This window comes from Streptomyces zhihengii (genome assembly GCF_016919245.1).
Classification (GTDB): domain Bacteria; phylum Actinomycetota; class Actinomycetes; order Streptomycetales; family Streptomycetaceae; genus Streptomyces; species Streptomyces zhihengii.
The window spans coordinates 4626840-4648985 of record NZ_JAFEJA010000001.1; the positions used below are offsets into that span (position 1 = coordinate 4626840).

At 73.3% G+C, this 22146-nt stretch carries 24 protein-coding genes; 10 read left to right on the forward strand and 14 right to left on the reverse strand.

What is annotated here, in order from left to right:
* Positions 1-124 precede the first annotated feature (124 nt).
* Both JE024_RS19490 and JE024_RS19495 read left to right on the forward strand, forming a co-directional pair.
* Positions 125-532, forward strand: a complete 408-nt coding sequence (locus JE024_RS19490; protein ID WP_205374807.1) for a VOC family protein — start codon at positions 125-127, stop codon at positions 530-532.
* Positions 533-727: 195 nt separating this feature from the next.
* Positions 728-1324 carry a peptidoglycan-binding domain-containing protein gene (locus JE024_RS19495; RefSeq protein WP_205374808.1) on the forward strand — a complete coding sequence of 199 codons (597 nt, stop codon included), beginning with the start codon at positions 728-730 and terminating at the stop codon, positions 1322-1324.
* A gap of 88 nt (positions 1325-1412) precedes the next feature.
* On the opposite strand, the gene JE024_RS19500 is transcribed toward JE024_RS19495, so the two are convergent.
* The 10 genes from JE024_RS19500 to JE024_RS19545 all read right to left on the reverse strand — a co-directional run bounded on the left by JE024_RS19500 (position 1413) and on the right by JE024_RS19545 (position 10937).
* Complete coding sequence (locus JE024_RS19500; RefSeq protein ID WP_244882979.1) at positions 1413-3317, reverse strand: ABC transporter ATP-binding protein; 1905 nt, start codon at positions 3315-3317, stop codon at positions 1413-1415.
* A complete protein-coding gene (locus JE024_RS19505; RefSeq protein ID WP_205374809.1) occupies positions 3314-3823 on the reverse strand; it encodes a TlpA family protein disulfide reductase in 510 nt (169 codons plus the stop codon). Before JE024_RS19505 ends, JE024_RS19500 begins: the two co-directional genes overlap by 4 nt.
* Positions 3820-4362 carry a MauE/DoxX family redox-associated membrane protein gene (locus JE024_RS19510; RefSeq protein ID WP_205374810.1) on the reverse strand — a complete coding sequence of 181 codons (543 nt, stop codon included), beginning with the start codon at positions 4360-4362 and terminating at the stop codon, positions 3820-3822. Before JE024_RS19510 ends, JE024_RS19505 begins: the two co-directional genes overlap by 4 nt.
* A gap of 13 nt (positions 4363-4375) precedes the next feature.
* Positions 4376-4576 carry a hypothetical protein gene (locus JE024_RS19515; RefSeq protein WP_205374811.1) on the reverse strand — a complete coding sequence of 67 codons (201 nt, stop codon included), beginning with the start codon at positions 4574-4576 and terminating at the stop codon, positions 4376-4378.
* Between the two features lie 225 nt (positions 4577-4801).
* Positions 4802-5005 (reverse strand): hypothetical protein, encoded by a 204-nt coding sequence (locus tag JE024_RS19520; RefSeq protein ID WP_205374812.1) that lies wholly within the window; start codon positions 5003-5005, stop codon positions 4802-4804.
* A 157-nt stretch (positions 5006-5162) separates the two neighbouring features.
* Positions 5163-5366 (reverse strand): hypothetical protein, encoded by a 204-nt coding sequence (locus tag JE024_RS19525; protein WP_205374813.1) that lies wholly within the window; start codon positions 5364-5366, stop codon positions 5163-5165.
* A gap of 108 nt (positions 5367-5474) precedes the next feature.
* Positions 5475-7355 (reverse strand): AfsR/SARP family transcriptional regulator, encoded by a 1881-nt coding sequence (locus JE024_RS19530; RefSeq protein ID WP_205374814.1) that lies wholly within the window; start codon positions 7353-7355, stop codon positions 5475-5477.
* On the reverse strand, positions 7352-7849 hold the full coding sequence (locus JE024_RS19535; RefSeq protein ID WP_244882980.1) for a S26 family signal peptidase: 498 nt from the start codon (positions 7847-7849) through the stop codon (positions 7352-7354). Before JE024_RS19535 ends, JE024_RS19530 begins: the two co-directional genes overlap by 4 nt.
* Before the next feature lie 102 nt (positions 7850-7951).
* Positions 7952-10420: an HAD-IC family P-type ATPase gene (locus tag JE024_RS19540; RefSeq protein WP_205374815.1), complete on the reverse strand. Its 2469-nt coding sequence runs from the start codon at positions 10418-10420 to the stop codon at positions 7952-7954.
* 211 nt (positions 10421-10631) lie between these two features.
* Positions 10632-10937 (reverse strand): DUF2530 domain-containing protein, encoded by a 306-nt coding sequence (locus JE024_RS19545; RefSeq protein WP_205374816.1) that lies wholly within the window; start codon positions 10935-10937, stop codon positions 10632-10634.
* Between the two features lie 309 nt (positions 10938-11246).
* On the opposite strand from JE024_RS19545, the gene JE024_RS19550 reads away from it, so the two are divergent.
* Positions 11247-12704: an NCS2 family permease gene (locus tag JE024_RS19550; protein ID WP_205374817.1), complete on the forward strand. Its 1458-nt coding sequence runs from the start codon at positions 11247-11249 to the stop codon at positions 12702-12704.
* Here the strand turns inward: JE024_RS19550 and JE024_RS19555 are convergent.
* A complete protein-coding gene (locus JE024_RS19555) occupies positions 12674-12910 on the reverse strand; it encodes a hypothetical protein (protein WP_205374818.1) in 237 nt (78 codons plus the stop codon). The two genes, JE024_RS19550 and JE024_RS19555, sit on opposite strands and share 31 nt — an antisense overlap.
* Positions 12911-13077: 167 nt before the next feature.
* On the opposite strand from JE024_RS19555, the gene JE024_RS19560 reads away from it, so the two are divergent.
* The 5 genes from JE024_RS19560 to JE024_RS19580 all read left to right on the forward strand — a co-directional run bounded on the left by JE024_RS19560 (position 13078) and on the right by JE024_RS19580 (position 18827).
* The gene (locus tag JE024_RS19560; protein WP_147986969.1) at positions 13078-13524 is read left to right on the forward strand and encodes a MarR family winged helix-turn-helix transcriptional regulator; all 447 of its coding nucleotides are present in this window, start codon (positions 13078-13080) and stop codon (positions 13522-13524) included.
* Positions 13525-13551: 27 nt separating this feature from the next.
* Positions 13552-14889: an MFS transporter gene (locus JE024_RS19565; RefSeq protein WP_205374819.1), complete on the forward strand. Its 1338-nt coding sequence runs from the start codon at positions 13552-13554 to the stop codon at positions 14887-14889.
* Positions 14890-15734: 845 nt separating this feature from the next.
* Positions 15735-16304, forward strand: a complete 570-nt coding sequence (gene thpR, locus JE024_RS19570) for an RNA 2',3'-cyclic phosphodiesterase (RefSeq protein ID WP_205374820.1) — start codon at positions 15735-15737, stop codon at positions 16302-16304.
* A 428-nt stretch (positions 16305-16732) separates the two neighbouring features.
* Positions 16733-17734 carry an SGNH/GDSL hydrolase family protein gene (locus tag JE024_RS19575; RefSeq protein WP_244882981.1) on the forward strand — a complete coding sequence of 334 codons (1002 nt, stop codon included), beginning with the start codon at positions 16733-16735 and terminating at the stop codon, positions 17732-17734.
* 103 nt (positions 17735-17837) lie between these two features.
* Complete coding sequence (locus JE024_RS19580; RefSeq protein ID WP_205374821.1) at positions 17838-18827, forward strand: aldo/keto reductase; 990 nt, start codon at positions 17838-17840, stop codon at positions 18825-18827.
* Between the two features lie 242 nt (positions 18828-19069).
* Here the strand turns inward: JE024_RS19580 and JE024_RS19585 are convergent, their stop codons facing one another.
* The gene (locus tag JE024_RS19585) at positions 19070-19516 is read right to left on the reverse strand and encodes a MarR family winged helix-turn-helix transcriptional regulator (RefSeq protein WP_205376623.1); all 447 of its coding nucleotides are present in this window, start codon (positions 19514-19516) and stop codon (positions 19070-19072) included.
* Between the two features lie 218 nt (positions 19517-19734).
* Here JE024_RS19585 and JE024_RS19590 point away from each other — a divergent pair, with 218 nt between their 5' ends.
* Positions 19735-20238 carry a carboxymuconolactone decarboxylase family protein gene (locus JE024_RS19590; protein WP_244882982.1) on the forward strand — a complete coding sequence of 168 codons (504 nt, stop codon included), beginning with the start codon at positions 19735-19737 and terminating at the stop codon, positions 20236-20238.
* A gap of 90 nt (positions 20239-20328) precedes the next feature.
* Here the strand turns inward: JE024_RS19590 and JE024_RS19595 are convergent, their stop codons facing one another.
* Entirely contained in the window at positions 20329-20763 is a 435-nt protein-coding gene (locus JE024_RS19595; protein WP_205374822.1) for a CBS domain-containing protein, read from the reverse strand.
* A 114-nt stretch (positions 20764-20877) separates the two neighbouring features.
* On the opposite strand from JE024_RS19595, the gene JE024_RS19600 reads away from it, so the two are divergent.
* The gene (locus JE024_RS19600) at positions 20878-21294 is read left to right on the forward strand and encodes an acyl-CoA thioesterase (RefSeq protein WP_205374823.1); all 417 of its coding nucleotides are present in this window, start codon (positions 20878-20880) and stop codon (positions 21292-21294) included.
* 147 nt (positions 21295-21441) lie between these two features.
* Here the strand turns inward: JE024_RS19600 and JE024_RS19605 are convergent, their stop codons facing one another.
* Positions 21442-22125, reverse strand: coding sequence for a GDSL-type esterase/lipase family protein (locus tag JE024_RS19605; RefSeq protein ID WP_205374824.1), 684 nt, complete (start codon positions 22123-22125; stop codon positions 21442-21444).
* Positions 22126-22146: the final 21 nt, after the last annotated feature.

Sequence of the window (22146 nt, forward strand, 5' to 3'; positions counted from 1 at the left end):
CACGTGCCGCACACAAGAGAGCCGCCCGGCTGCCGCGTGACCTCGCGGCGGGCCAGGGGCCCGCCCGTCTCTCCGCGTCTTCCCCTTCATCGAGGATCCGGCCCGGAGAGAGAGTCACCCCGCCATGCAGCAGCAGTATTCGCCCGTCACCACCGTGCAGTTGAACCACACCGCCGTCTATGCCAGGGACCGGCGGCTGTCCGCCGACTTCCTCGCCGCCGTCCTGGGGGTCGAGGTGGGCGCGCCGTTCGGCCCGTTCCTCCCCGTCGACCTGGGCAACGGCGTGACGCTGGACTACTACGAGCTCACCGACGAGCCCGTCCAGTCGCAGCACTACGCCTTCCTCGTCCCCGACGAGGAGTTCGACGGCATGATCGCCCGGCTGGAGGCCCTCGGGGTGACCTACTACGCCGACCCGCCCCACACCGAACCCGGCGCGGTCAACCACCTCTTCGGCGGCCGGGGCGCCTACTTCGACGATCCCTCGGGCCACAACATGGAGATCATGACCCGGCCCTACGCCCGGCCGTGACGGGCGTGGCCCGAGCGGCGGCGCCCGTCACGGCGCCGCCGCCCGGGCCGGGCCCCGCGGCGACGCGGATCGCCCTCCCCACCCGCTGGGCTCGGCTATTGCGGTGAGCCGCAACAGCATCGTCGGACCGCCCTCACCTCGGTGATCCTGGTCCTGCCGGGGGACGCCGGGCACGATCCGAACCGAGGGGGACACATGGGCAGCAGAGGATGGAAGCCGGTCATCGTCGCGCTGAGCGCCGCGATCGCGACCGTACTTCCCATGAGCACGGCGCAGGCGGACTACCCGGGGAACTCGGATTCCTTCGGCACCACGTTCGTGGACGGCGACGGTGTTCTCACCGACGACTTCGGCGACCACTTCGACGAGCTCGGGAACTCGCTGTGCCAGGGCTGCGGGGAGTCGTCGAACACCGACATCGTCATGTTGTGGCAGAGCATCCTGGTCGCCGAGCACCACCTGAACTTCTCGGAGGTGGACGGGGACTTCGGGCCCAGGACCAAGGCCGCCACCGTCAAGTGGCAGCAGAGCCGGGGGCTCCTCGCCGACGGCATGGTCGGCGACGCCACCTGGAGCAGGGCCGACGACCGGCTCGTCTGGGTCGGCTCGACCGGCTCGACCGTGCGGTACAAGAGCGCCGGCGACTTCGGATTCGTGGAACTCCACCGCGGCGACAGCGACAAGTACCGCGACGGGGGTGCCTACCACCTTCACAAGGTCATGCAGGGGGACGGCGTTGACGTCTACACCGGCAGCACCCGCATCTTCCACCGCGTCAAGACGATCAGCTAGGGCACGGGCGTGCGCCCCCTGCCGCCGCCCGCCTGACACGGCGGGCGGCGGCAGGGGGCGTCGTCGGCTGCCCTCGGCACCGCGTCCGTCAGGGCGCCGTCGCCGCGGCCGGGGTGCCGGCCGGGCGGTAGCCCTCGGCCTGGATGGCGAACAGCCGGGCGTACTGGCCGCCCGCCGCCGTCAGTTCCTCGTGGCTGCCGCGCTCGACGACCCGGCCGTCCTCCAGCACCACGATGACGTCCGAGTCCCGGACGACACCGAGCCGGTGGGAGACGAGCAGGCTCGTGCGGCCCGTGCGGTGCTCCCGCAGCCGGCGGTGGATGGCGTGCTCGGCGTCCGCGTCGAGGCCCGAGCCGGGCTCGTCGAGGATCAGCAGGTCGGAGTCCCGCCGCAGCAGGGTGCGGGCGAGCGCGACGCGCTGCCACTGGCCGCCGGAGAGCACCACGCCGGTCGTCGGGTCGTTCTCGTCGCCCTCGAAGTAGATCCGGCTGAGCAGGGTGTCGTACCCCTGCGGCAGCCCCGTCAGCTTCTCGTCCACGTCGGCCAGCCGGGCGGCGGCGCGCACCCTCGGCCGGTCGTCGAGCGCGGGGAGGTCGCCGATGCCGATGTTCTCGGACGCGGTGAGGTCGTAGCGCATGTAGTCCTGGAACAGCACGCCCACCCTGCGGCGCAGTTCCTCGGGCGGGACGCTGCGGATGTCGACGCCGTCCCACAGGATCGTGCCCCGGGTCGGGTCGTAGAAGCGGCAGAGCAGCTTGATCAGGGTGCTCTTGCCCGCCCCGTTCAGCCCCACCAGCGCCACCGACGAGCCGTGCTCCAGGGTGAGGTCGAGCCCGCTCAGCACCCAGGGGTGGTCGTCGCCGTAGCGGAACCACACGTCGCGCAGCTCGATGCCCCGGCGCAGCGGGGCGAGCGTGCCGGAGGCCGGGGGGAGGTCGTCCGGTTCGGAGACGATCGCCCGGTGGTACCGGAAGAGCAGCATGGCCCGGTACGCGGCGGCGATGCCGGAGGCGAGGCCGACGAGCGCCCCCTGCGCCCCGGCCACGGCCGCGGCGAAGGCGGTGACCGAGCCGATGCTCAGATCACCGGCGGCGGCTGCCGAGACCGCCCAGACCAGGCCGCCGCCGGCCACCGTCGCCGACAGCAGCCCGAGCAGGCCCTGGGTGCGGAACTCGCGCCCCGCGAGCCGGCGTTCGCCCCGGTGGGTGACCTCCAGCTCGCCCAGCATGCGGTCCTTGAGGAAGCCCCCCAGGCCGAACATCCGGGTCTCCTGCACGGCGGTGAGGTCGGAGATCAGGGTGGAGTAGAAGATCTCCCGGCGCGCGGCGGGGGAGACCGAGGCGAGCATCTTCACGTGCCGGCGCGTCAGGCTGAGGTGCACCAGCAGCGCGGGCACCGCGGCGGCCGCCACCAGCACCGCCATCGTGGGACTCAGCACGGCCAGCGTCGCCATCAGACTGACGATCGTGATCACACTGCGGGCGATGTCGAAGAGCCCGGCCGTGGTGGAGCCGAGCGACGCGCCGGACGCCTGGGCGGCCATGGAGAGGTCGTTGCGGAAGGACGGGTCCTCGAAGCGCGCCAGGCCCTGGAGCCGGTTGAGGCGGGTGTAGAGCTCGTCCTTCATGGTGCGGTCGAGCCGCCGGTTCAGCTCGTCGCGGAGGAAGCGGGACAGATGCGGCAGGAAGCCGGTGCCGAGCCCCACCGCCGCCAGCGCGACCGCCCAGCGCACGGCACCGGAGACGTCCCCCGCGGTGAGGGCGTCGATGACGAACTTCGTGAACCAGGCGGTGGCCGTCGGCAGCAGACCGGCGAGCAGGGTGATGGCCAGATAGACGAGGCAGCGGGCGCGCCCGGCGCGCCAGCACAGGCCCAGGGCGACGCCGAGCAGCCGCACGACCTCCAGCCGGCCGCCGAGGCCGCCGCCCGCGCCGCCCGGGGCGGGGCCGCCGCCCGGCGCGGCAGCGGCCTTCGGGGCCGGGCGGGCGCTCACGCGGCGGGGACCCGGGAGGCCAGCGCGCGGGCGGACGTGGCGGCCCCGGTGATCGTGCCGTCGGCGTCGACGAGCGCGTAGGTCGGGAACGCCTTGAGGCCGATGCTGTTCACCAGGGTCATCGCCTCGTCGACACGGGTGACGGGCACCTCGCCGCCCACCGCCGCGAGCAGTTCCTCGGCCTGCGGCCCCTTCCCGGAGACCACGGCCGCGGCGCCGTCGAACGCGCGGGCCTCCTCGGCGAAGTCCGGGGCGTGCTCGTGGCACACGTCGCAGTTCGCGTCGAAGAACGCCACCACCCGCTCGGCGGGACCGCCGGCCAGCTCGGGGAGCGTCTGGCCCACCACGTCCTCCGGATCCCAGGGCTCGAACTCCGGCCGGGGGGCGGCCAGCCGGTCCAGTTCGGCGGTGTTCTCCCGCAGCCTGCGCAGCACGGCGAAGGTGAGGAAGAGGTCGAACACGCAGAGCACGCCGACCACCACGACGGCACAGATGAGGTAGATCATGACAAGTCTCGCTTCGGGTCGGAGAAGAGGAAGGCCAGATCGTCGAGGCGGAGCACCAGCAGCGCGCCGAGCAGGGCCACCGCGAGCGCGACGACGGTCCCCGCCGCGTGCGGCGGCCATCCGGAGGCCCAGGCGCCCGCGGCGAGTCCGGCGCCGCCGATCGCGGCGAGCGCCAGGTTCCGCACCACATGGATCAGGCCGAGCGGCGCGGCCGAGGCGCCGAAGCAGCGGCAGGTCGCCGTGCCGTCACCCCGCCGCAGTGCCAGGACGATGCCGGCGGAGAACGCCAGCAGCAGCGCCACCGCCAGGGCGAGGCCCGCGACCGCCGTCGCGGGCACCACCAGCAGGACCGCCGTGACGGCCTCCACCGCCACCACCGCGGTGGCGGCCGCCCGCGACAGCCGCCGTGACAGCAGGCGCAGGGCGACGATCGACGCGCGGAACTCGGCGAACGCCGCGCGACTGCGCGTCTTGCCCACCAGGGCGGCGAGGAAGACGACCAGAAGCAGCGCGCGGCATCCGAGCATCAGGTACGTCACGCGGAACGGCCCGTCAGCAGCCGATTTCGAAGTACTTGCAGGTGGAGCAGCTCGTCCTGCCGCCCACGACGTGGCAGAGCTTCTGCCAGCGGCCGATCGCGTCCCACGCGTCGACGTGCGCGCAGCCGGTGCAGTACTGGTAGAAGGACGTGTCGGCGGCGGCCGTGGCGCGCGGCACCAGGCGGTCGAGCACCTTGTCCATGAGGTTGGTCATGGTGGTTCCCCTCGTTCGTTCGGTCAGGAGCGCTGTTCGGTCAGGAGCGCGACACCGGTGTGAACGGCCCGTACACGGGCCGGTGTACGGCGCACGGACGGGTGTCGCGGGTGTGCGGCGGACCGGGTCACGCCGGTGCGGGATCCCGGCGCCGGTGCGCGTCCTCCCCGCCACGGGGGCGGGGAGGACGCGCGGCACAGCGAGGCGTCCGGGGACGCCCCTGGGTCAGGCGCAGCCGATCTCGAAGTAGATACAGCCGGTGCAGCCGGTCTTGCCGCCCACGACGTGGCAGAGCTTCTGCGTGTGGCCGACCGCGTCGAGCATCTCGACGTATCCGCAGGCGCCGCAGTTCTTGTAGTACGACGTGTCGGCGCTGGCGGTGGCGCGCGGCACCAGGCGGTCGAGCACCTTGTCCATGAGGTTGGTCATGGTGGTTCCCCTCGTTCGTTCGGTCAGGTGCACGTGATCGGTCGGGACCACGTGTTCGGTCAGGAGCGCGACGCGGGTGCGAACGGCGCGTACACGGGCCGGTGTACGGCGCCGGGGTGCGTCGCGGCGGTGTGGGCATCCGGGGATGCCCACGGGATCACTTGCAGCCGACGCTGAAGTAGAGGCACCCCGTGCAGCCGGTCTTGCCGCCCACGACGTGGCAGAGCTTCTGCCAGTGGCCGACATGGCCGTACTCCTCGACGTACGTGCAGACGTCGCAGTTCTTGTAGTACGACGTGTCGGCGCTGGCGGTGGCGCGCGGCACCAGGCGGTCGAGCACCTTGTCCATGAGGTTGGTCATGGTGGTTCCCCTCGTTCGGTCGGTCAGGATCGCCACGACCCTACGAACGGCCCGTACACGGGCCGATACACGCCGCGTGGACGGGCGTCGCGGCCGTGTGGCGGGCCGTCAGGGGCGGCAGGGACCCGAGGCGCGGGTACGCGACCAGCCGGGCTCCGGCAGCTCGGCCGCGTACAGCCGCAGCAGCCGGTGCATCCGGAAGTGGCCGTGCCCCAGCGACTCCAGCAGCCGCGCCGCCACCAGCTCGTCGAGGGCCGCCTCCGCCGAGGCCATGTCCGAACCCAGCCAGACGGCGGCCGACTTGAGGTGCATGCCGCCCGGGTGCACCCGCCCGAGGATCCGGAACGCCCGTGCGGCGGCAGGGTCGGTGAGCTTGTCGTAGCCGGCCGCGAAGCACGCGCGCAGATCGAGGTCGCCCGCCGTCCACTCCGCGAGCCGACGCCGCGCCAGACGCTCCGCCAGACAGGAGACCGGCAGATCCGGCCGGGCCGCGAGCCGTGCTCCCGCGATCCGCAGGGCCAGCGCGTGGCCGCCGGCCTCCCGCGCGATGGCTGCCAGGGCCTCCGGTTCCGCGGCGGCGCGCTCCTCGCCCACCTGGAGCGTCAGCATCGCCACCGATGCGGCGGGACACAGGCCGCGCAGCGCGATCTGCTCGGCGTCCAGCGCGGAGAGCACCGCCCGCCCGGTGACCAGTGCGCCGCAGTCGCGGCCCGCGGGCAGCAGCGGGCGCACCTGACCGGTACTCGCCGCGTTGTCCAGCACGACCAGCACCCGGCGCCCGGCGAGCAGCGACTGGTAGAGCGCGGCGGCCTCCGCGGATCCGGCCGGGATACGGCTCCGGTCCACCCCCAGCGCACGGAGGAACCGGCCCAGCACCTCGGCCGGGGCGAGCGCCCTGGTCCGGTGGCTCGCGCCCTGGAGGTCGGCGTACAACTGCCCGTCGGGGTAGTGGTCGGCGACCGCGTGGGCGGCACGCAGCGCCAGGGCGGACTTCCCGAAGCCGCCCGGCCCGTGGACCGCGACCACCACGGGCACGGCGCCGGGGGCCAGCGCGGCCTTGATCCGGGTGAGTTCGGCTCCGCGTCCCACGTACAGCGTGGGAGCGGGCGGCAGTTGGCGGGGCAGGGGGCCGCGCGCGTCCGGCCGGCCGGGGGGCGAGCCGTCCTCCGGGCCGGGGCGCGGTGCGGCCGGCGCCGAGGGGGCGGCCCGGTCCGTGCGGGGGGCGGATCCGAGGGGCGTCTCCAGGTGGGGGTCGCGCGCCAGGACCGCCTGCTGGAGCAGGGACAGGTCGCGCCCCGGCTCGATGCCGAGCTCGGTCCGCAGCGCCCGTCTGACCTGGCGGTACACCCGCAACGCGGCGTCGACGTCACCGGCGCGGTAGTGCGCCAGCATCAGATGCCGGTGGGCGCGCTCGCGCAGCGGATGGAGTTCGGCGAAGGGGCGCAGCCGGGCCACCACCCCGCGGTGGTCGCCGAGCGCGAGGCCCGCCTCGGCGCGGTCCTCGACCGTCTGCGCGTACTCCTCGCCGAGGGAGTCGGCGAGGTCGCCGAGCGCCGGTCCGAGGGGCACGTCCTCCAGCGGTGTGCCGCGGAAGTGGGCGAGGGCGCGGTCGAAGGCGCCGGCGGCGGCCCCGGCGTCCGAGGCGCCCAGGGCCCGGCGTCCGGCCTCCGCCGCCGTGCGGAACGCGGACAGGTCCAGTTCGTCCTCGCCCGGTTCCACGCGCAGGGCGTAGCCGGACGCCGAGGTGGTCAGCCGCTCCGCGAGACCGGGGTCGCTGCGCCGCAACCGCATGACGTACGTCCGCAGATTGGGCACGGCCGACGTCGGCACCCGCTCCCCCCAGATCTCCCGCGTCAGGGCCGGCACGGCGACGAACCGGCCCTCGGCGGCCAGCAGGAGCGCGGCGACCGTCTGCTGATTGCCCCGGGCGATGCGGACGGGATGCTCGCAGGTGCGGATGTCGAGGGGGCCGAGGACCCGGAACCTCATCGGGCGGAGAGCCGTCGGACGACCACGCCCATCAGCCGCTCCGCGGGGAACAGCCCCCGGTGCCGGGAGTCGATGCTGTCGGCGAGGTTGTCGCCGAGCACCGCGAAGCTGCCCGGCCCCACCCGGCCCGCGCCGGGCTCCGCGCCCGTGCCCGGGTCGCCGAGGTCCGCGCCCTCCGCGCCCTCCGCGCCGGGCACACCGGGCGGCAGCGGGTCGCCGGGCAGGGCGGCGACCCGCTTGACGTTCCAGACCCGTCCGTCGGGGCCCGCCTCGGCGGCGCTCCGGTAGGGCCCGCGCGACGGCGGCTCCAGCACCACGATGTCGCCGACCTTCACGCGGCGCAGGCGTCTTCGTCTGACCAGCACGCGGTCGCCGTCGACGACCGCCGGTTCCATGCTGGTGCCCTGGACGGACACCACCACCAGACTCCGCCGTGCCCAGACGGCACCGGTACAGATGACGATCACACCCAAGGCCACGCTTGTCAGGAACACGCTTTCACACTAGCCACAGTGATCGAAAAGTCGATCGAATTTCATCTGCTGGATGGGGAGTTGGCGTGCGGGCGGTCCCGTTCCGGGAGGAGTGCCGCCGCCTCACGCCGGGAAGCGGCGTCCCACCCAGCGCCAGGCGACCTCCAGGACGGCCGCCGCCGTGGCCGCGATCGCGACCGCCGTCCACGGCATCACCGTGCCCACCAGCTTCAGCGCGAAGAACTCCTGGAGCCAGGGGACCACCAGCACCAGCAGGAAGCCGCCGCCCATCGCCCCGACCAGGGCGAGCCGCCACCAGGTGTAGGGGCGGGCGATGATCGCCAGCACCCACAGCGAGACCAGGAACAGGCAGAGCGTCGCCGCACTCGTCTCGGCGCCCAGCGCCCCCGTGCCGCTGTAGTGCGACCGCGCCAGCAGGTACGTGCAGAACGTCGCCGCCGCCGCGATCACGCCCGCCGGGATCGCGTACCGCATCACCCGGCGCACGAAGTGCGGCTTCGCGCGCTCCTTGTTGGGCGCGAGCGCGAGGAAGAAGGCGGGCACCCCGATGGTCAGCGTGGAGAGCAGCGTCAGATGCCGGGGGAGGAACGGGTACTCCACCTGCGAGCAGACCACCAGCACCGCCAGCAGGACGGAGTAGACCGTCTTCGTCAGGAACAGCGTCGCGACCCGGGTGATGTTGCCGATCACCCGGCGGCCCTCCGCCACCACCGAGGGCAGCGTGGCGAAGCTGTTGTTGAGCAGCACGATCTGCGCCACGGCACGGGTCGCCTCCGACCCCGACCCCATGGACACCCCGATGTCCGCGTCCTTCAGCGCGAGGACGTCGTTGACGCCGTCGCCCGTCATCGCCACCGTGTGGCCGCGGGACTGGAGCGCGCCGACCATGTCGCGCTTCTGCTGGGGGGAGACCCGGCCGAAGACCGCGTTCGCGTCGATCGCCTCGCCCATCTCGTCCCGCTCGGCCGGCAGCTTGCGGGCGTCGACGGTGTCCGAGGCGCCGGGCAGGCCGAGCTTGGCCGCCACCGCGCCGACGGCGACCGCGTTGTCACCGGAGATGACCTTCGCCGCGACGTCCTGCTCGGCGAAGTAGCGCAGGGTGTCCGAGGCGTCCGGCCGCAGCCGCTGCTCCAGCACGACGAGGGCGGTGGGCTCCGCCCCGGCGGCGGGGGATTCGGCGTCGAGCTCCGCCGCCGCCCGGGCCAGCAGCAGCACCCGCAGGCCCTCGCGGTTGAGGGCGTCGACCTCGGTCAGCGCGGGGTCGTCGGCCGGGAGCAGCACATCGGGCGCGCCCAGCAGCCAGGTCGACGCGGCGCCGCCCCCCTCGTCGAAGGTCGCGCCGCTGTACTTGCGGGCCGAGGAGAAGGGGAGCGCGGCGGTGCACCGCCAGGCCGTCCCGTCCGGATAGGCGTCGACGACGGCCTGGAGGGAGGCGTTCGGCCGGGGGTCGGAGGCGCCGAGCGCGCCGAGCACCTGCCGCAGCCGCCCCTCGTCGGCGCCGTTCAGCGCCCGCAGCTCCGTGACGTCCATGCCGCCCTCGGTGAGCGTGCCCGTCTTGTCGAGGCAGACCACGTCGACCCGGGCCAGGCCCTCGATGGCCGGCAGTTCCTGCACCAGGCACTGCTTGCGGCCCAGCCGGATCACCCCGATGGCGAACGCGACGGAGGTCAGCAGCACCAGACCCTCGGGGATCATCGGCACGATGCCGCCGACGGTCCGCGCGATGGAGTCCTTGAGGTCGTTGTCCTTCACGATCAACTGGCTGATGATCAGACCGGTCGCGGTCGGGATCATCATCCAGGTCACGTACTTGAGGATGGTGGAGATCCCGGAACGCAGCTCGGAGTGGACCAGCGTGAAGCGGGACGCCTCCTCCGCGAGCTGGGCCGCGTACGCCTCGCGCCCCACCTTGGTCGCGGTGAACGCGCCCCCGCCCGCGACGACGAACGAGCCCGACATGACCTGGTCCCCGGGCTGCTTGAGCACCGGGTCGGCCTCGCCCGTCAGCAGCGACTCGTCGATCTCCAGGCCGTCCGCCTCCGCGATCTCGCCGTCGACCACGACCTTGTCGCCGGGGCCGAGTTCGACGAGATCCCCGAGGACGATCTCGGAGGTGGAGACGGGGGCGGCGGTGCCGTCCCTGCGCACCCGGGGTTTCGCCTCGCCGATCACGGCGAGCGAGTCCAGCGTCTTCTTGGCGCGCAGCTCCTGGATGATGCCGATGCCGGTGTTGGCCACGATCACGAAGCCGAAGAGGCTGTCCTGGATCGGCGCGACGAAGAGCATGATCACCCACAGCACGCCGATGATGGCGTTGAAGCGGGTGAAGACGTTGGCGCGGACGATGTCGACGGCCGAGCGCGAACTGCGCACCGGTACGTCGTTGACCTCGCCCCGGGAGACCCGCTCGGCGACCTCGGCCGAGGTGAGCCCCGTCGCCGCCCCCTGGCCACGCCGGCTGGGCGGCGGGTTCCTGGGATGCACGGGGTCGAGTTCGGCCCCCGCGTCGATCACGGGTGTGCGGCCGCCCGGCTCGGGCCCGTCGGTGTCGATGTCCGCCCCATGCGTCATGGTTCCGACGGTACGGGGGCGACGGCGCGTCCACCCCCCGAGCGGCGGAAGATCCGACCGTGGTCGTACGGAGATCGTCCCGTGGTGCCACCCGGGAGGCTCCTGGGGGCCGGGCGGCCGGGAGCGCGGTCGGACGGTCGGGCGGGGTGCGAGGGGGCGGGGCCGGGCGCGCGGGGCGCGGTGCGGGGCCGGCTTCGGCGCCGGGCCCGGGTCAGGCGGGGGTGCCGGGCTCCGGGGCGGCGCCGGGTTCCGGGGCGGCGCCGGAGGCTTCGGCCGCCTTCGCGCGCTTGATCGCCGCGTCCCGGCTGCGCACGTACCAGATGCCGATCAGGCCGAGCCCCGCGCCGGCCAGGCAGGTCCACACCCACCAGGTCAGGTCGCGGTCGTCGAACCAGCCGTAGAACGGGACCTGGACGAGGAACATGACGAACCACAGGATCGTGCCGCCGGTGATGGTGGCGACGATCGGACCCTCAAGGGGTTCGGGTGCCTCGTGCCGGGGGGTCCACTTCGCCATGGGCACCAGTCTAGAGCGGGGCCCCGGCGCCCCCTCCACGGCCCGGCGGCCGGCCTGTTCCGGTAGGCCCGCGACGCCCGGCGGCCGGACCGCGATGCCCGGCGGCCGGCTCCCGGAGCGGCGGTTCGATACCTCGTCCGTCACAGCGGCCCCTTGCGCCCCATGGGTCTACGCGCGGAGATGGCGATCTTTCGTTCATATGTTCATACTGAAACTGTTTACGGCTGGCTGGTTTCCGTCGTGGGAACGTACAAACAGCGGCCGTATTTCTGTGTCACCCCCCGTCCCCTCGCACCACTGAGGTTCCGCATGTCCTCCTCGGCCACCGCCAAGGTCGATCAGCCCGACCTGCCGCCGGCTTCCCCGCAGCAGCCCGTCGGCGGCCTGGACCGCTTCTTCAAGATCTCGGAGCGCGGCTCGACCGTTGCCCGCGAGGTGCGTGGCGGATTCGCCACCTTCTTCGCGATGGCCTACATCCTCGTGCTGAACCCGATCATCCTCGGCAGCGCCAAGGACATGTACGGGCACCAGCTCGACGGCGGCCAGCTCGTCACCGCGACCGTGCTCACCGCGGCGTTCTCCACCCTGCTCATGGGCGTCATCGGCAACGTCCCGATCGCGCTCGCCGCCGGACTCGGCGTCAACACCGTGGTCGCCCTCCAGCTCGCGCCCAAGATGTCCTGGGCCGACGCCATGGGCATGGTCGTGCTCGCGGGTGTGGTCGTGATGCTGCTGGTCGCCACGGGCCTGCGCGAACGGGTGATGAACGCCGTGCCGCTCGGCCTGCGCAAGGGCATCGCCATCGGTATCGGCCTGTTCATCATGCTCATCGGCCTGGTGGACTCCGGCTTCGTGTCCCGTCTCCCCGACGCCGCGCAGACCACCGTCCCGCTCGGCCTCGGCACCGGCGGCCACCTCACCGGCTGGCCGATCCTCGTCTTCGTCCTCGGCACGCTGCTCACCCTCGCGCTGATGATCCGCAAGGTGCCCGGCGCGATCCTGATCTCGATCGTCGTGATGACCGTCTTCGCGATGGTCGTCCACGCCGTCGCCGACGTGAAGAGCTGGGGCCTCACGACGCCCGAGTGGCCCGGCAACCCGGTCGCGTCCCCCGACTTCGGCCTGGTCGGCCAGGTCAGTCTGTTCGGCGGCTTCGAGAAGGTCGGCCTGCTCACCGGCTGCCTCTTCGTCTTCACCGTGCTGCTGTCCTGCTTCTTCGACGCGATGGGCACCATCATGGGCGTCGGCGACGAGGCCAAGCTGATGGACAAGGACGGCAACTTCCCCGGCATCAACAAGGTGCTGATCGTCGACGGCATCGCCGTCGCCGCGGGCGGCGCCAGCTCCGCCTCCGCCAACACCTGCTTCGTGGAGTCCACGGCCGGCGTCGGCGAAGGCGCGCGGACGGGCCTCGCCTCCGTCGTCACCGGCGCGCTCTTCTCGGTGGCGCTGTTCCTCACGCCGCTCGCCACGATGGTGCCCTCCCAGGCGGCCACCCCGGCGCTGCTCGCGGTCGGCTTCCTGATCCTGGCCGGTTCGGTCAAGGACATCGACTGGAGCGACTGGACGATCGCCATCCCGGCGTTCCTCGCGATGGTGATGATGCCGTTCACCTACTCGATCACCAACGGCATCGGCATCGGCTTCATCTCCTTCGCCGTGCTGCGCCTGGCCGCCGGCCGCGGGCGCGAGGTGCCCGCCGCGATGTACGCGGTGTCGGCGGTCTTCCTCTTCTACTACGCGATGCCGGCGCTGGGCCTGACCTGATCCTGGCCGGACGGGGCCGGATCCGGCCCCGTCCCGTAGAACTTCTCCGTCTCGTCGACCGCCGCCTTGAAGCGTTCGTCGAAGTCGTCGCGAATGAGCGTCCGGACCACATAGTCCTGGACGCTCATCTGCCTTCTGGCGGCGTGCTGCTTGAGCCGGTCGAGCAGCTCACTGTCTATCCGCAGGCTGAGCACTGTCGATCCCATGCGAGCCAGAGTCGCGGCGTCCGCGCGGGCCATGGGGCACTTTCCGGCTGCATCTCACTCATATGGGTGACGAAACGATTCGGCCCGTAACGGAGCCACCGGGCCGGCTCCGAGCGGTCGGCATGCCGACTGGTATTTAGCCAGGGTAATGAGTTACGCTAATGAACATGCCTGACCTGTCCCACGGTACTGACGCCGACGTCGCAGCCGTGAACGCCCTCCGCTCCGCCGTCATGCGGCTCGGAAGGCGCCTGAAGCACCAGCGCGTCGACGAGTCGCTGAGCCCGACGGAGATGTCCGTCCTCGGCACGCTCGCCCGGTGCGGCTCCGCCACCCCCGGCGAGCTGGCCCGCAAGGAACACGTCCAGCCACCGTCGATGACCCGCATCGTCGCCCTGCTGGAGGCCAAGGGACTGGTCCGGCTGGAGCCGCATCCCGACGACCGCCGGCAGAAGGTCGTCAGCCAGACCGAGCAGGCCGAGGCCATGCTGGAGGAGAGCCGCCGCAAGCGGAACGCCTGGCTGACCGGCCTCGCCGAAGGACTCGACGACGACGAGTGGGCCACCCTGCGCGCCGCCGCCCCCGTTCTGGAGAAGCTCGCCCACCTGCAGTAACCGCCTACGCCGAGGAGGCGAACACTTTTGAGTACGGGATCCGGAGCAGACTCCGCCCCCGCACCCCCCGCCACCGACCCCACCCCCGTGAAGCAGACCATGTTCAGCTCGCTGAGGGTCCGGAACTACCGGCTCTTCGCGATCGGACAGGTGGTCTCCAACACCGGCACCTGGATGCAGCGCATCGCCCAGGACTGGCTGGTCCTGAGCCTCACCGGCTCGGCCTCCGCCGTCGGCATCACCATCGCGCTCCAGTTCCTCCCCATGCTCCTGTTCGGCCTGTACGGCGGCGTGCTCGCGGACCGGCTCCCCAAGCGGAGGCTGCTCCTCGCCACCCAGGCGGCGATGGGCGCGACCGGAGTCGCCCTCGCCGTCCTCACGCTCAGCGGACAGGTCCAGGTCTGGCACGTCTACCTCACGGCGTTCCTGCTCGGCCTCGTCACCGTCGTCGACAACCCGGCACGCCAGACGTTCGTCGCCGAGATGGTCGGCCCCGACCAGCTCCGCAACGCCGTCTCCCTGAACTCCGCGAACTTCCAGTCCGCGCGCCTCGTCGGCCCGGCGGTGGCGGGTGTCCTGATCACCGCCGTGGGCAGCGGCTACGCCTTCCTCTTCAACGGCCTGTCGTTCCTCGCGCCGATCGCGGGACTGCTGCTGATGCGCCCGGCCGAGTTCCACAGGATCGACCGCGCCCCGCGCGGCAAGGGCCAGCTCCGCGAGGGGCTGCGCTACGTCGCGGGCAAGCCCGAGCTGATCTGGCCCATCGTGCTGGTGGGCTTCATCGGCACGTTCGGCTTCAACTTCCCGATCTGGCTCGCGGCCTTCGTCGACGACGTCTTCCACGCGGACGCCGGCACCTACGGCCTGCTCAACACCCTCATGGCGGCCGGCTCCCTCGCGGGCGCCCTGCTCGCCGCCCGGCGCGGCAGCTCCCGGCTGCGGATGCTGGTCGGAGCGGCGATCCTCTTCGGCTTCCTGGAGGTCGTGACGGCCTTCGCGCCGACGTTCTGGATCTTCGCGCTGATGATGGTGCCGATCGGGATGTTCGGCCTGACCGTCAACGTCACGGCGAACTCCAGCGTCCAGCTCGCGACGGATCCGCTGATGCGGGGCCGGGTGATGAGCCTGTTCATGATGGTCTTCACCGGCGGCACGCCGTTCGGCGCGCCCCTGGTGGGCTGGGTCACCGACACCTACGGCCCGCGCATCGGCTTCGCCGCGGGCGGCGCGGTCGCGATGCTCGCGGCGGCCGCGGTCGGCCTGATGCTGGCCCGCGCCGGCGGCCTCCGCCTCTCGGTCGGCTGGCACCACGGCCACCCCCAGGTCCGCTTCGTCCCGCGCGCGGAACTGGCGCCCGCGGCATAGGCGCGCGCAGCGCGCCGCGTCGGGGGTCCCGCACCCTCTGGGGGTGGGCCTCGGCCTGCGGGGGTGGGGGCGGGCCGTGCATCTTCCGCGGGTGGGGCTTCGACCTGCCGGGCGGGGCTGGGCCGTGCATCTTCCGCGGGTGGGCCTTCGGTCTCCCGGGCGGGCTGGGCTGTGCATCTTCCGCCCGTCCGGCGTTCCCTGCCCGGGGTGGGCCAGGCGGGCATCTTCAGCCCGTCCGGCGTTTGAGGACACGCCCGCAGGGCGTGCTGCGACCACGGGGGCGCGCCGGGCCCCGTCAGCCTGGCCCGCTCCGGCCTGGGCTCCATCGCCGGCGGGGCTGGAGGTTGCCCCTATCGGGCGGGGCCGGGCCGTGCATCTTCAGCCCGTCCGGCGTTTGAGGACACGGCCGGAGGCCGTGCCGGGCCGCCGGGCCGCACCGGCCCCGCCTGCGCCCCCCGGTCCGGCGGGGCTGGAGGTTGCCCCTATCGGGCGGGGCCGGGCCGTGCATCTTCAGCCCGTCCGGCGTTTGAGGACACGGCCGGAGGGCGTGCTGCGGCCACCGGGCCGCACCGGCCCCGCCTGCGCACCCCGGTCCGGCGGGGCCCTGCCCCGCGCCCCGCCGGCGGGGCGGAGGTTGCCGTGCGGTGCCCGCTCCCGGGGTGCGCTGATGCCGGGCATCTTCAGCCCGTCCGGCGTTTGAGGACACCGTGCGCAGCGCGGTGCTGCGAACCGGCGCGCCCGCGCCCGGCCCCCGCGCCCGGGCCGGGCCGGTCCCGGGCCGAGGCCGCCCGAGCCCCGGAACCCGTGCCCGCGCCCACCCCCGGTGGGCCCTCACACTGACCCCCATGAGACTCTTCACCGCCCTCCTCCCCCCACCCCCCGCCGTCCACGAGCTCTCCCTCGCCGTCGAGCGGCTGCGTGACCTCCCGGGCGCCGGGCGGTTGCGGTGGACGGGGCGGCCCGGGTGGCACTTCACGCTGGCGTTCATGGGCGAGGTGGACGACTCCCTCGTACCCGAGCTGCGTGAGCGCCTCGCCCGCGCCGCCCACCGGACGACCGCGTTCCCGCTGCGTCTGCGCGGCGGCGGGCGGTTCGGGCGGCGGGCGCTCTGGGTCGGCGCGGCCGGCGGCCTCGACGAGATGCGGCGGCTGGCCGACCGCGCCGACGCCGCCGCCCGCCGGGCCGGCATCGCCATGGACGAGCACCGCCGCTACGTCGCCCATCTCACGATCGCCCGTGCCCGCGAGGACACCGACCTGCGCCCCTGCGTCGAGGCGCTCGCCGCGTTCGAGGGCACCGTCTGGCAGGCGGACCGCCTCTCGCTGGTGCGCAGCAACCTGCCCGTGCGCGGTGTGCCCGGCGAGCGTCCGCGCTACGAGGTGGCCGATTCCTGGCCGCTGAACCCCGCGGGTTAACCTCGGCGGGTGAACCCGAAGACCCGTAACCAGATCATGGCCGCCGTGCTGGTGCTGCTGTTCGCGATCATCGCCATCGCCTCCGCCGTCGGCTGACCCTCCCGCGAGCGCCCCCGGCACCCTCTCCCACGCCCCCGGCACCCCCCGCGCTGCGAGCGACCCTCCCGCGCTCCGAGCGCCCCACCCGCGCCGCTCCCGGCGCACGCGTGCCCACCGGCGCCCACTCCACCCGCCCCCGGCCCCCCGCCCCGGCACTCTCCGCAACGGTCCTCCGCACTCCCCGCCCCGGCGCGGGCGCGCACATCACCCCCCTGGGGTATTGAGTTGACTACGCAGAGTTGCGATCTTGGTGCCGAGGGTCGCGACCTGGGTGCCTCCGGGGGGTGGTCGCGGTCTGCCGTGCCCCGGACCACCTCAGGGAGAGATCCGTGTCACGTCTCCGTTTCCGCAGGGGCATCGCCGTGCTCGGCGCCGCCGTCGCCCTGGCCGCCACCGCCGTCGCCCCGACGCAGGCCGCCCCCGGCGGCTCCGGCGCCCCGGGCAGCCCCGGCGCCCGTGCGCAGGCATCCCTGGAGTGGGTCGCCCTGGGCGACTCGTACACCGCGGGCGTCATCCAGGCGTCCGGCGACGAGTTCGAGACCCCGCGCGACGGCTGCGCCCGCACCACCGGCTCGTACCCGGAGGTCGTCCGCCGCGACCTCGGCTCCCTGGTCGACCTGCGCAACGTGAGCTGCGGAGCCGCCCAGATCCAGCACATCGCGCTGGAGGAGCAGGAGCCGCTGGGCCGCCCGCAGCCGCTCCTCGGCCCCGACCCGGACGCGCCCTTCCCCAAGGTCGCCCCGCAGCTCGACGCCGTCTCCCCGGCGACGGACCTGATCACCGTCGGCATCGGCGGCAACTCCGCGGGCTTCGGTCCCGTCCTGAAGCGCTGCGTCGAACTCGGCCTCGCCGTCGGCAACAACGGCGCCCCCTGCGAGGAGGAGCTGGGCGCAACGCTGCCGGCCACGCTGGCGAAGGTGCGCCGCGACTACGACGCCATGCTGACGGCGATCCACGCCAGGGCGCCCTTCGCCCGGGTGCTCACCGTCGGTTACCCGCACGTCGTCCCCGAGGACTCCACCCGCTGCACCTGGGGCGACCTCCGCGAGTTCGCCAGCATCACCCACGGTGACCTGACCTGGGCCCGCACCGACCTCCTGGAGCCGCTGAACCGCATCATCAGCGAGGTCACCGCCGCCCACGGGGACACCTTCGTGGACGTGTACGCGGGCGGCGAGGACCACAGCGTGTGCGACCGCACCGGCGGCCGGAACTGGGTGGACGGCGTCTACACCAGCCTCGTCCCTGCGGTGCCGGCCCTGGTGCACCCCAACGCCAGGGGCCACGAGCACGTGGCGCAGCGCCTCGAGGACGCCATCCTCGCGGGCTGACGCGCCCCGCACCGGCCGCCCGGGGCACGCCCCCGGGCGGCCGGGCCCACGACGCACCGACGCCCTTGCTTCGAGCGTGCTCGAAGGCGTTGGCTAGGGACTCATGAAGTACACGCAGCTCGGACGCACAGGACTCAAGGTCAGCCGGCTCGTCCTCGGCACGATGAACTTCGGGCCCCAGACGGACGAGGCCACCAGTCACGAGATCATGGACTCCGCGCTCGGCGCGGGCGTCAACTTCTTCGACACGGCCAACGTCTACGGCTGGGGCGAGAACAAGGGCCGCACCGAGGAGATCATCGGCTCCTGGTTCGCCAAGGGCGGCGACCGCCGGGACAAGGTCGTGCTCGCCACCAAGGTGTACGGCAACATGGCCGCCGACGGCGACCCGTGGCCCAACCACGACCGCCTCTCCGCCCTCAACATCCGCCGCGCGGTGGACGCTTCGCTGAAGCGGCTCCAGACGGACTACATCGACCTCTACCAGTTCCACCACATCGACCGCCGGACCCCGGTCGAGGAGATCTGGCAGGCCATCGACGTCCTGGTGAAGCAGGGCAAGATCCTCTACGCCGGCTCGTCCAACTTCCCCGGCTGGAAGATCGCCCAGGCCAACGAGGCGGCGCGGCGCGTCGGTTCGTACGGCCTGGTGAGCGAGCAGTGCCTCTACAACCTCGCCGAGCGCCGCGCGGAGATGGAGGTCCTCCCGGCCGCGCAGGAGTACGGGCTCGGCGTGATCCCCTGGTCGCCGCTGCACGGCGGGCTCCTCGGCGGTGTCCTCAAGAAGGAGAACGAGGGCTCCCGGCGGGCGAGCGGCCGCAGCGCGGACGCGCTGGCGAACACCGCCGTCCGCGACAAGGTGCAGGCGTACGAGGACCTGCTCGACAAGCACGGCCTGGAGCCCGGCGAGGCGGCCCTGGCATGGCTGCTCACCCGCCCTGCCGTGACGGGCCCGATCGTCGGCCCGCGCACCCAGGAGCAGCTCGACTCCGCCCTGCGGGCCGTCGAACTGGAACTGGGCGACGAGGTCCTCACCGCCCTCGACGAGATCTTCCCGGGCCCTGGCCCCTCCCCGGAGGCCTTCGCCTGGTGACCCACCCCGCCGCCGCCCCGTCACCACCGCCCCGGTGGCGGCGGGGCGGCGGCGTGTTGTTCGGGTATCTGCGGTCGGGTGGCGGCGGGGCGGCGGCGCGCTGTTCCGGCACCCGCGGCCGGGAAGCCCGCACCCACGGCCCTCAGCAGGCGCGCGGCCGGGAACACATGGCCCGCGTGCGCGACGCGGGTCTCCCCGCGGGCGCACGCCCGCGCGGAGACCCGTCCGCGCTCCCGGGGCCGTCAGGCCCCACCCCCCAGCCACCCCGCCGCGTCCAGACGGAAGCTCTCCGGCGGGGTCACGGTGCGCAGGGCGGCCTCGATGTCGTCGAGGCGCCCGGGGCCCAGCACCCGGGCCCACTCCGCGCGGAGTTCGTCGAAGACCGCGGCGGACCGGGCGAGCGCGTCCAGGCCGTGCGGCGTGAGCCGGATCAGCTTGCGGCGCGCGTCGGCGGGGTCGTCCGCGCGCTCCGCGTAACCCAGCGCGACCAGGCGGTCGACGGTCTTGCCCGCCGCCTGCTTCGACACCCCGAGCCGCCGCCCGATGTCACTGGCGCTCGCCCCGCGCACGCCGATCGCCTGCATGGCGAACCCGTGTGCCGGGCGTACGCCGGGATGTCCCTCCTCGGCCAGGCGCGCGTGCAGCGCGTCGATCAGCGACCGGAAGCCCGCGAACAGCAGCAGCGGCAGCTCATAGCCCGGCGTCGCCCCACCGTGAGCCCCCGCGTCGCGAGCCCCGCTCCCGGAAGCCCTCGCGCCGGAGGGATCCCCGGAACCACCCGCCCCGGTAGGCGCCCCACCGGAAGTCCCGCTCCCGGGCCCCGCCCCGGAAACCTCCTTGCGGCGTTCGACAACCTGGTTTACCTTTTTGGAGTCGTCAACCATGTTGTCCATTCTAGGAGCATGCCGTGTTCGTGACCCACACCCTGGACACCGCCCCGGCCGACTCGCGCCCCGCCATGGAGACCACCGCCCGCCGCCTCGGCGGACTGCCGCCCGCGGTCGCCAGGCTCGCCACCTCCCCGCATCTGCTGAACGGATTCCTCCAGCTCAGCGCGGCCTTCGAGCAGACCACCCTCGACCCCCTGGCCAGGGAGACGGTCGTGATGACGGTCGCCGTCCGCAACGGCTGCCATGTCTGCGTCGAGATGCACACCGCGAAACTGCGGCGGCTCGGTGCCGACGCGGGTCTCGTGGACGCGCTCCACGAGCAGCGCCCGCTCCCCGATCCCCGTCTGGAGGCGGTGCGCTCGTTCGCGCTGGACGTGCTGCGCACCGCGGGCGCCGTCGAGGACGAGCGGATCCACGCCTTCCTGGAGCACGGGTTCACCGAGCAGAACGCCCTGGAGGTGGTCATGGGCATCGGCACGTACACGATGTCCACGCTGGCCAACCGGCTCGTGCGGGCGTGAGACGGCCGCGCCGCGCGGCACGGGGCCGTCCGGGTCCGTCACCGGCCCGCGGCCCCCGGCGCGCGCGACGCGGCCGGTGGTCCTGCCGGTCTACGCCTCCGCGTAGACCCGGGTCGCGAACTCGGCGATCTGCGCGTCGCTGAGGTTCTTGGCGACGTTCGCCTCCGTGATCATGCCGACCAGGCGGTGCCCGCCCTGGACGTCGATCACCGGCAGGCGCTTGACGTGGTTGCTCTCCATGATCTCCAGGACGTCCGAGGCGCTCGCCTCCGCGTCCACCCAGTGCAGCTCGCCGGAGAGCGTCCCCGCCTGCACGGAGGCCGGGTCCACCCCGTCGGCGCAGCAGCGCACGACGATGTCCCGGTCGGTGATCAGCCCGGTGAGGCGGTTGTTGTCGCCGCAGATGGGCAGCGCGCCCACGTCGAGGTCCCGCATCATCCTGGCGGCGTCGTGCAGCGACTGGTGGGCGCCCACACATGCGGCGCCGCTCGTCATGATGTCCTTGGCACGCAGCTCGTGGGTCATCGGACACCCCTTTCTCGGCAGTGCTTTCGGTCGGCCCGCGACGGGTGCCCGCGCGGCGCGGATTCAAAAGCGCGTGCCCGGAATGCGGGGACCGACCGCGCCGTTGCGCTGGTCATGACCTTCTTCACGGACGTGACGGTGCGCGGCTACGAACTCGACACCCAGGGGCACCTCAACCAGGCCGTCTACCTCCAGTATGCCGAGCACGCGCGCTGGGAACTCCTGCGCGCGGCCGGGCTCTCCCAGGAGAAGCTGCTGGCCGGCGGCGTGGGGCCGGTCGCCCTCGAAGTGAACGTGAAGTACGCGCGCGAACTGCGCGGCGGCGACCGGGTGCGGGTGAGCTGCCGGTTCGTCTACGGCGAGGGGAAGACCTTCCGGGTGGAGCAGCGCATCGTCAAGGAGGACGGCACGACCGCGGCGGAGATCACCGGCGTGGCGGGGATGCTCGACCTGTCGAGCCGCAGGCTGATCGCCGACCCGGCGGGCCATCTCGCCCAACTCGCCGACCACCCCGAGCTGCTGGAGGGCTGAGCGGCCCCGCCGGCCCCGGGGGGCGTCAGGCGTGTCGGGCGGGCGCCCCGGCGGATGCCGGGCGGACGACGCCGGGCGGGCATCTTGGTGGATGCCGGGCGCGCCGGGCGGGCGTCAGGCGGACGTCGGGCGGGCGTCAGGCGGACGTCAGGCGGCGACTTCGTAAGCCCGCCCCAGGGCCCACGCCCGGTGCATGGTGTCGGCGAAGGCGCCCGCCAGCTTGATCTCGCCGGTGGGGCCGGGGTGGGTGCCGTCGTAGGTGTCCGTGTGGATGTCGTACGCGGCCGGGCGCGCGGCGAGCAGCAGGGGCGACGCGGGAGTGTCCAGGTCCGCCACCGCCTCGGCGAGCAGCGTGTTGAACCGGGCGCACTCCTCGGCGAACGGGGCGTCCGACTCGGCCCGGACATTGGGTATGACGGGGAGCAGCACCATCCGGATGCCCGGATTCGCCGCCCGCGCGCCCTGGACGAACGCGCGCACGTTGGCGGCGGTCTGGGCGCTGTCCGTGTAGAAGCCGAGGTCGATCAGCCCGAGCGAGACCAGCAGGACGTCGGGCCGGTGGGCGGTGACGGCGTCGCCGATGACGGGCGCCATGTGCAGCCAGCCCTCGCCCCAGCCCGCGAGATGGCGCCGGGCGTCGGCCGGGAAGGCGGGGTCCGCGTAGCGCGTGGAGACGGGCGCGTCCGCCGCGGTGTCGTAGAGGGTGTGGCGCGGTCCGACGATCGCGAACGGCTCACCCGTGGCCGCGAGGTGCTGCCACATCCGGTAGCGCCAGCTGTAGTCGCCGGCCCGTCCGATGGTCATGGAGTCGCCGACGAACATGAAGCGCATGGCCGTCATCATCCCCGAACC

What these genes read in the sequence shown, in the direction of transcription:
- JE024_RS19495 (WP_205374808.1), top strand. Translation starts at nt 728, where the DNA reads ATGGGCAGCAGAGGATGGAAGCCGGTCATCGTCGCGCTGAGCGCCGCG.
- JE024_RS19540 (WP_205374815.1), bottom strand. Translation starts at nt 10,420, where the DNA reads ATGACGCATGGGGCGGACATCGACACCGACGGGCCCGAGCCGGGCGGC.
- JE024_RS19545 (WP_205374816.1), bottom strand. Translation starts at nt 10,937, where the DNA reads ATGGCGAAGTGGACCCCCCGGCACGAGGCACCCGAACCCCTTGAGGGT.
- JE024_RS19520 (WP_205374812.1), bottom strand. Translation starts at nt 5,005, where the DNA reads ATGACCAACCTCATGGACAAGGTGCTCGACCGCCTGGTGCCGCGCGCC.
- JE024_RS19605 (WP_205374824.1), bottom strand. Translation starts at nt 22,125, where the DNA reads ATGCGCTTCATGTTCGTCGGCGACTCCATGACCATCGGACGGGCCGGC.
- JE024_RS19530 (WP_205374814.1), bottom strand. Translation starts at nt 7,355, where the DNA reads ATGAGGTTCCGGGTCCTCGGCCCCCTCGACATCCGCACCTGCGAGCAT.
- JE024_RS19555 (WP_205374818.1), bottom strand. Translation starts at nt 12,910, where the DNA reads ATGGGATCGACAGTGCTCAGCCTGCGGATAGACAGTGAGCTGCTCGAC.
- JE024_RS19490 (WP_205374807.1), top strand. Translation starts at nt 125, where the DNA reads ATGCAGCAGCAGTATTCGCCCGTCACCACCGTGCAGTTGAACCACACC.
- JE024_RS19505 (WP_205374809.1), bottom strand. Translation starts at nt 3,823, where the DNA reads ATGATCTACCTCATCTGTGCCGTCGTGGTGGTCGGCGTGCTCTGCGTG.
- JE024_RS19600 (WP_205374823.1), top strand. Translation starts at nt 20,878, where the DNA reads ATGACCTTCTTCACGGACGTGACGGTGCGCGGCTACGAACTCGACACC.
- JE024_RS19580 (WP_205374821.1), top strand. Translation starts at nt 17,838, where the DNA reads ATGAAGTACACGCAGCTCGGACGCACAGGACTCAAGGTCAGCCGGCTC.
- JE024_RS19550 (WP_205374817.1), top strand. Translation starts at nt 11,247, where the DNA reads ATGTCCTCCTCGGCCACCGCCAAGGTCGATCAGCCCGACCTGCCGCCG.
- JE024_RS19525 (WP_205374813.1), bottom strand. Translation starts at nt 5,366, where the DNA reads ATGACCAACCTCATGGACAAGGTGCTCGACCGCCTGGTGCCGCGCGCC.
- JE024_RS19560 (WP_147986969.1), top strand. Translation starts at nt 13,078, where the DNA reads ATGCCTGACCTGTCCCACGGTACTGACGCCGACGTCGCAGCCGTGAAC.
- thpR (WP_205374820.1), top strand. Translation starts at nt 15,735, where the DNA reads ATGAGACTCTTCACCGCCCTCCTCCCCCCACCCCCCGCCGTCCACGAG.
- JE024_RS19515 (WP_205374811.1), bottom strand. Translation starts at nt 4,576, where the DNA reads ATGACCAACCTCATGGACAAGGTGCTCGACCGCCTGGTGCCGCGCGCC.
- JE024_RS19595 (WP_205374822.1), bottom strand. Translation starts at nt 20,763, where the DNA reads ATGACCCACGAGCTGCGTGCCAAGGACATCATGACGAGCGGCGCCGCA.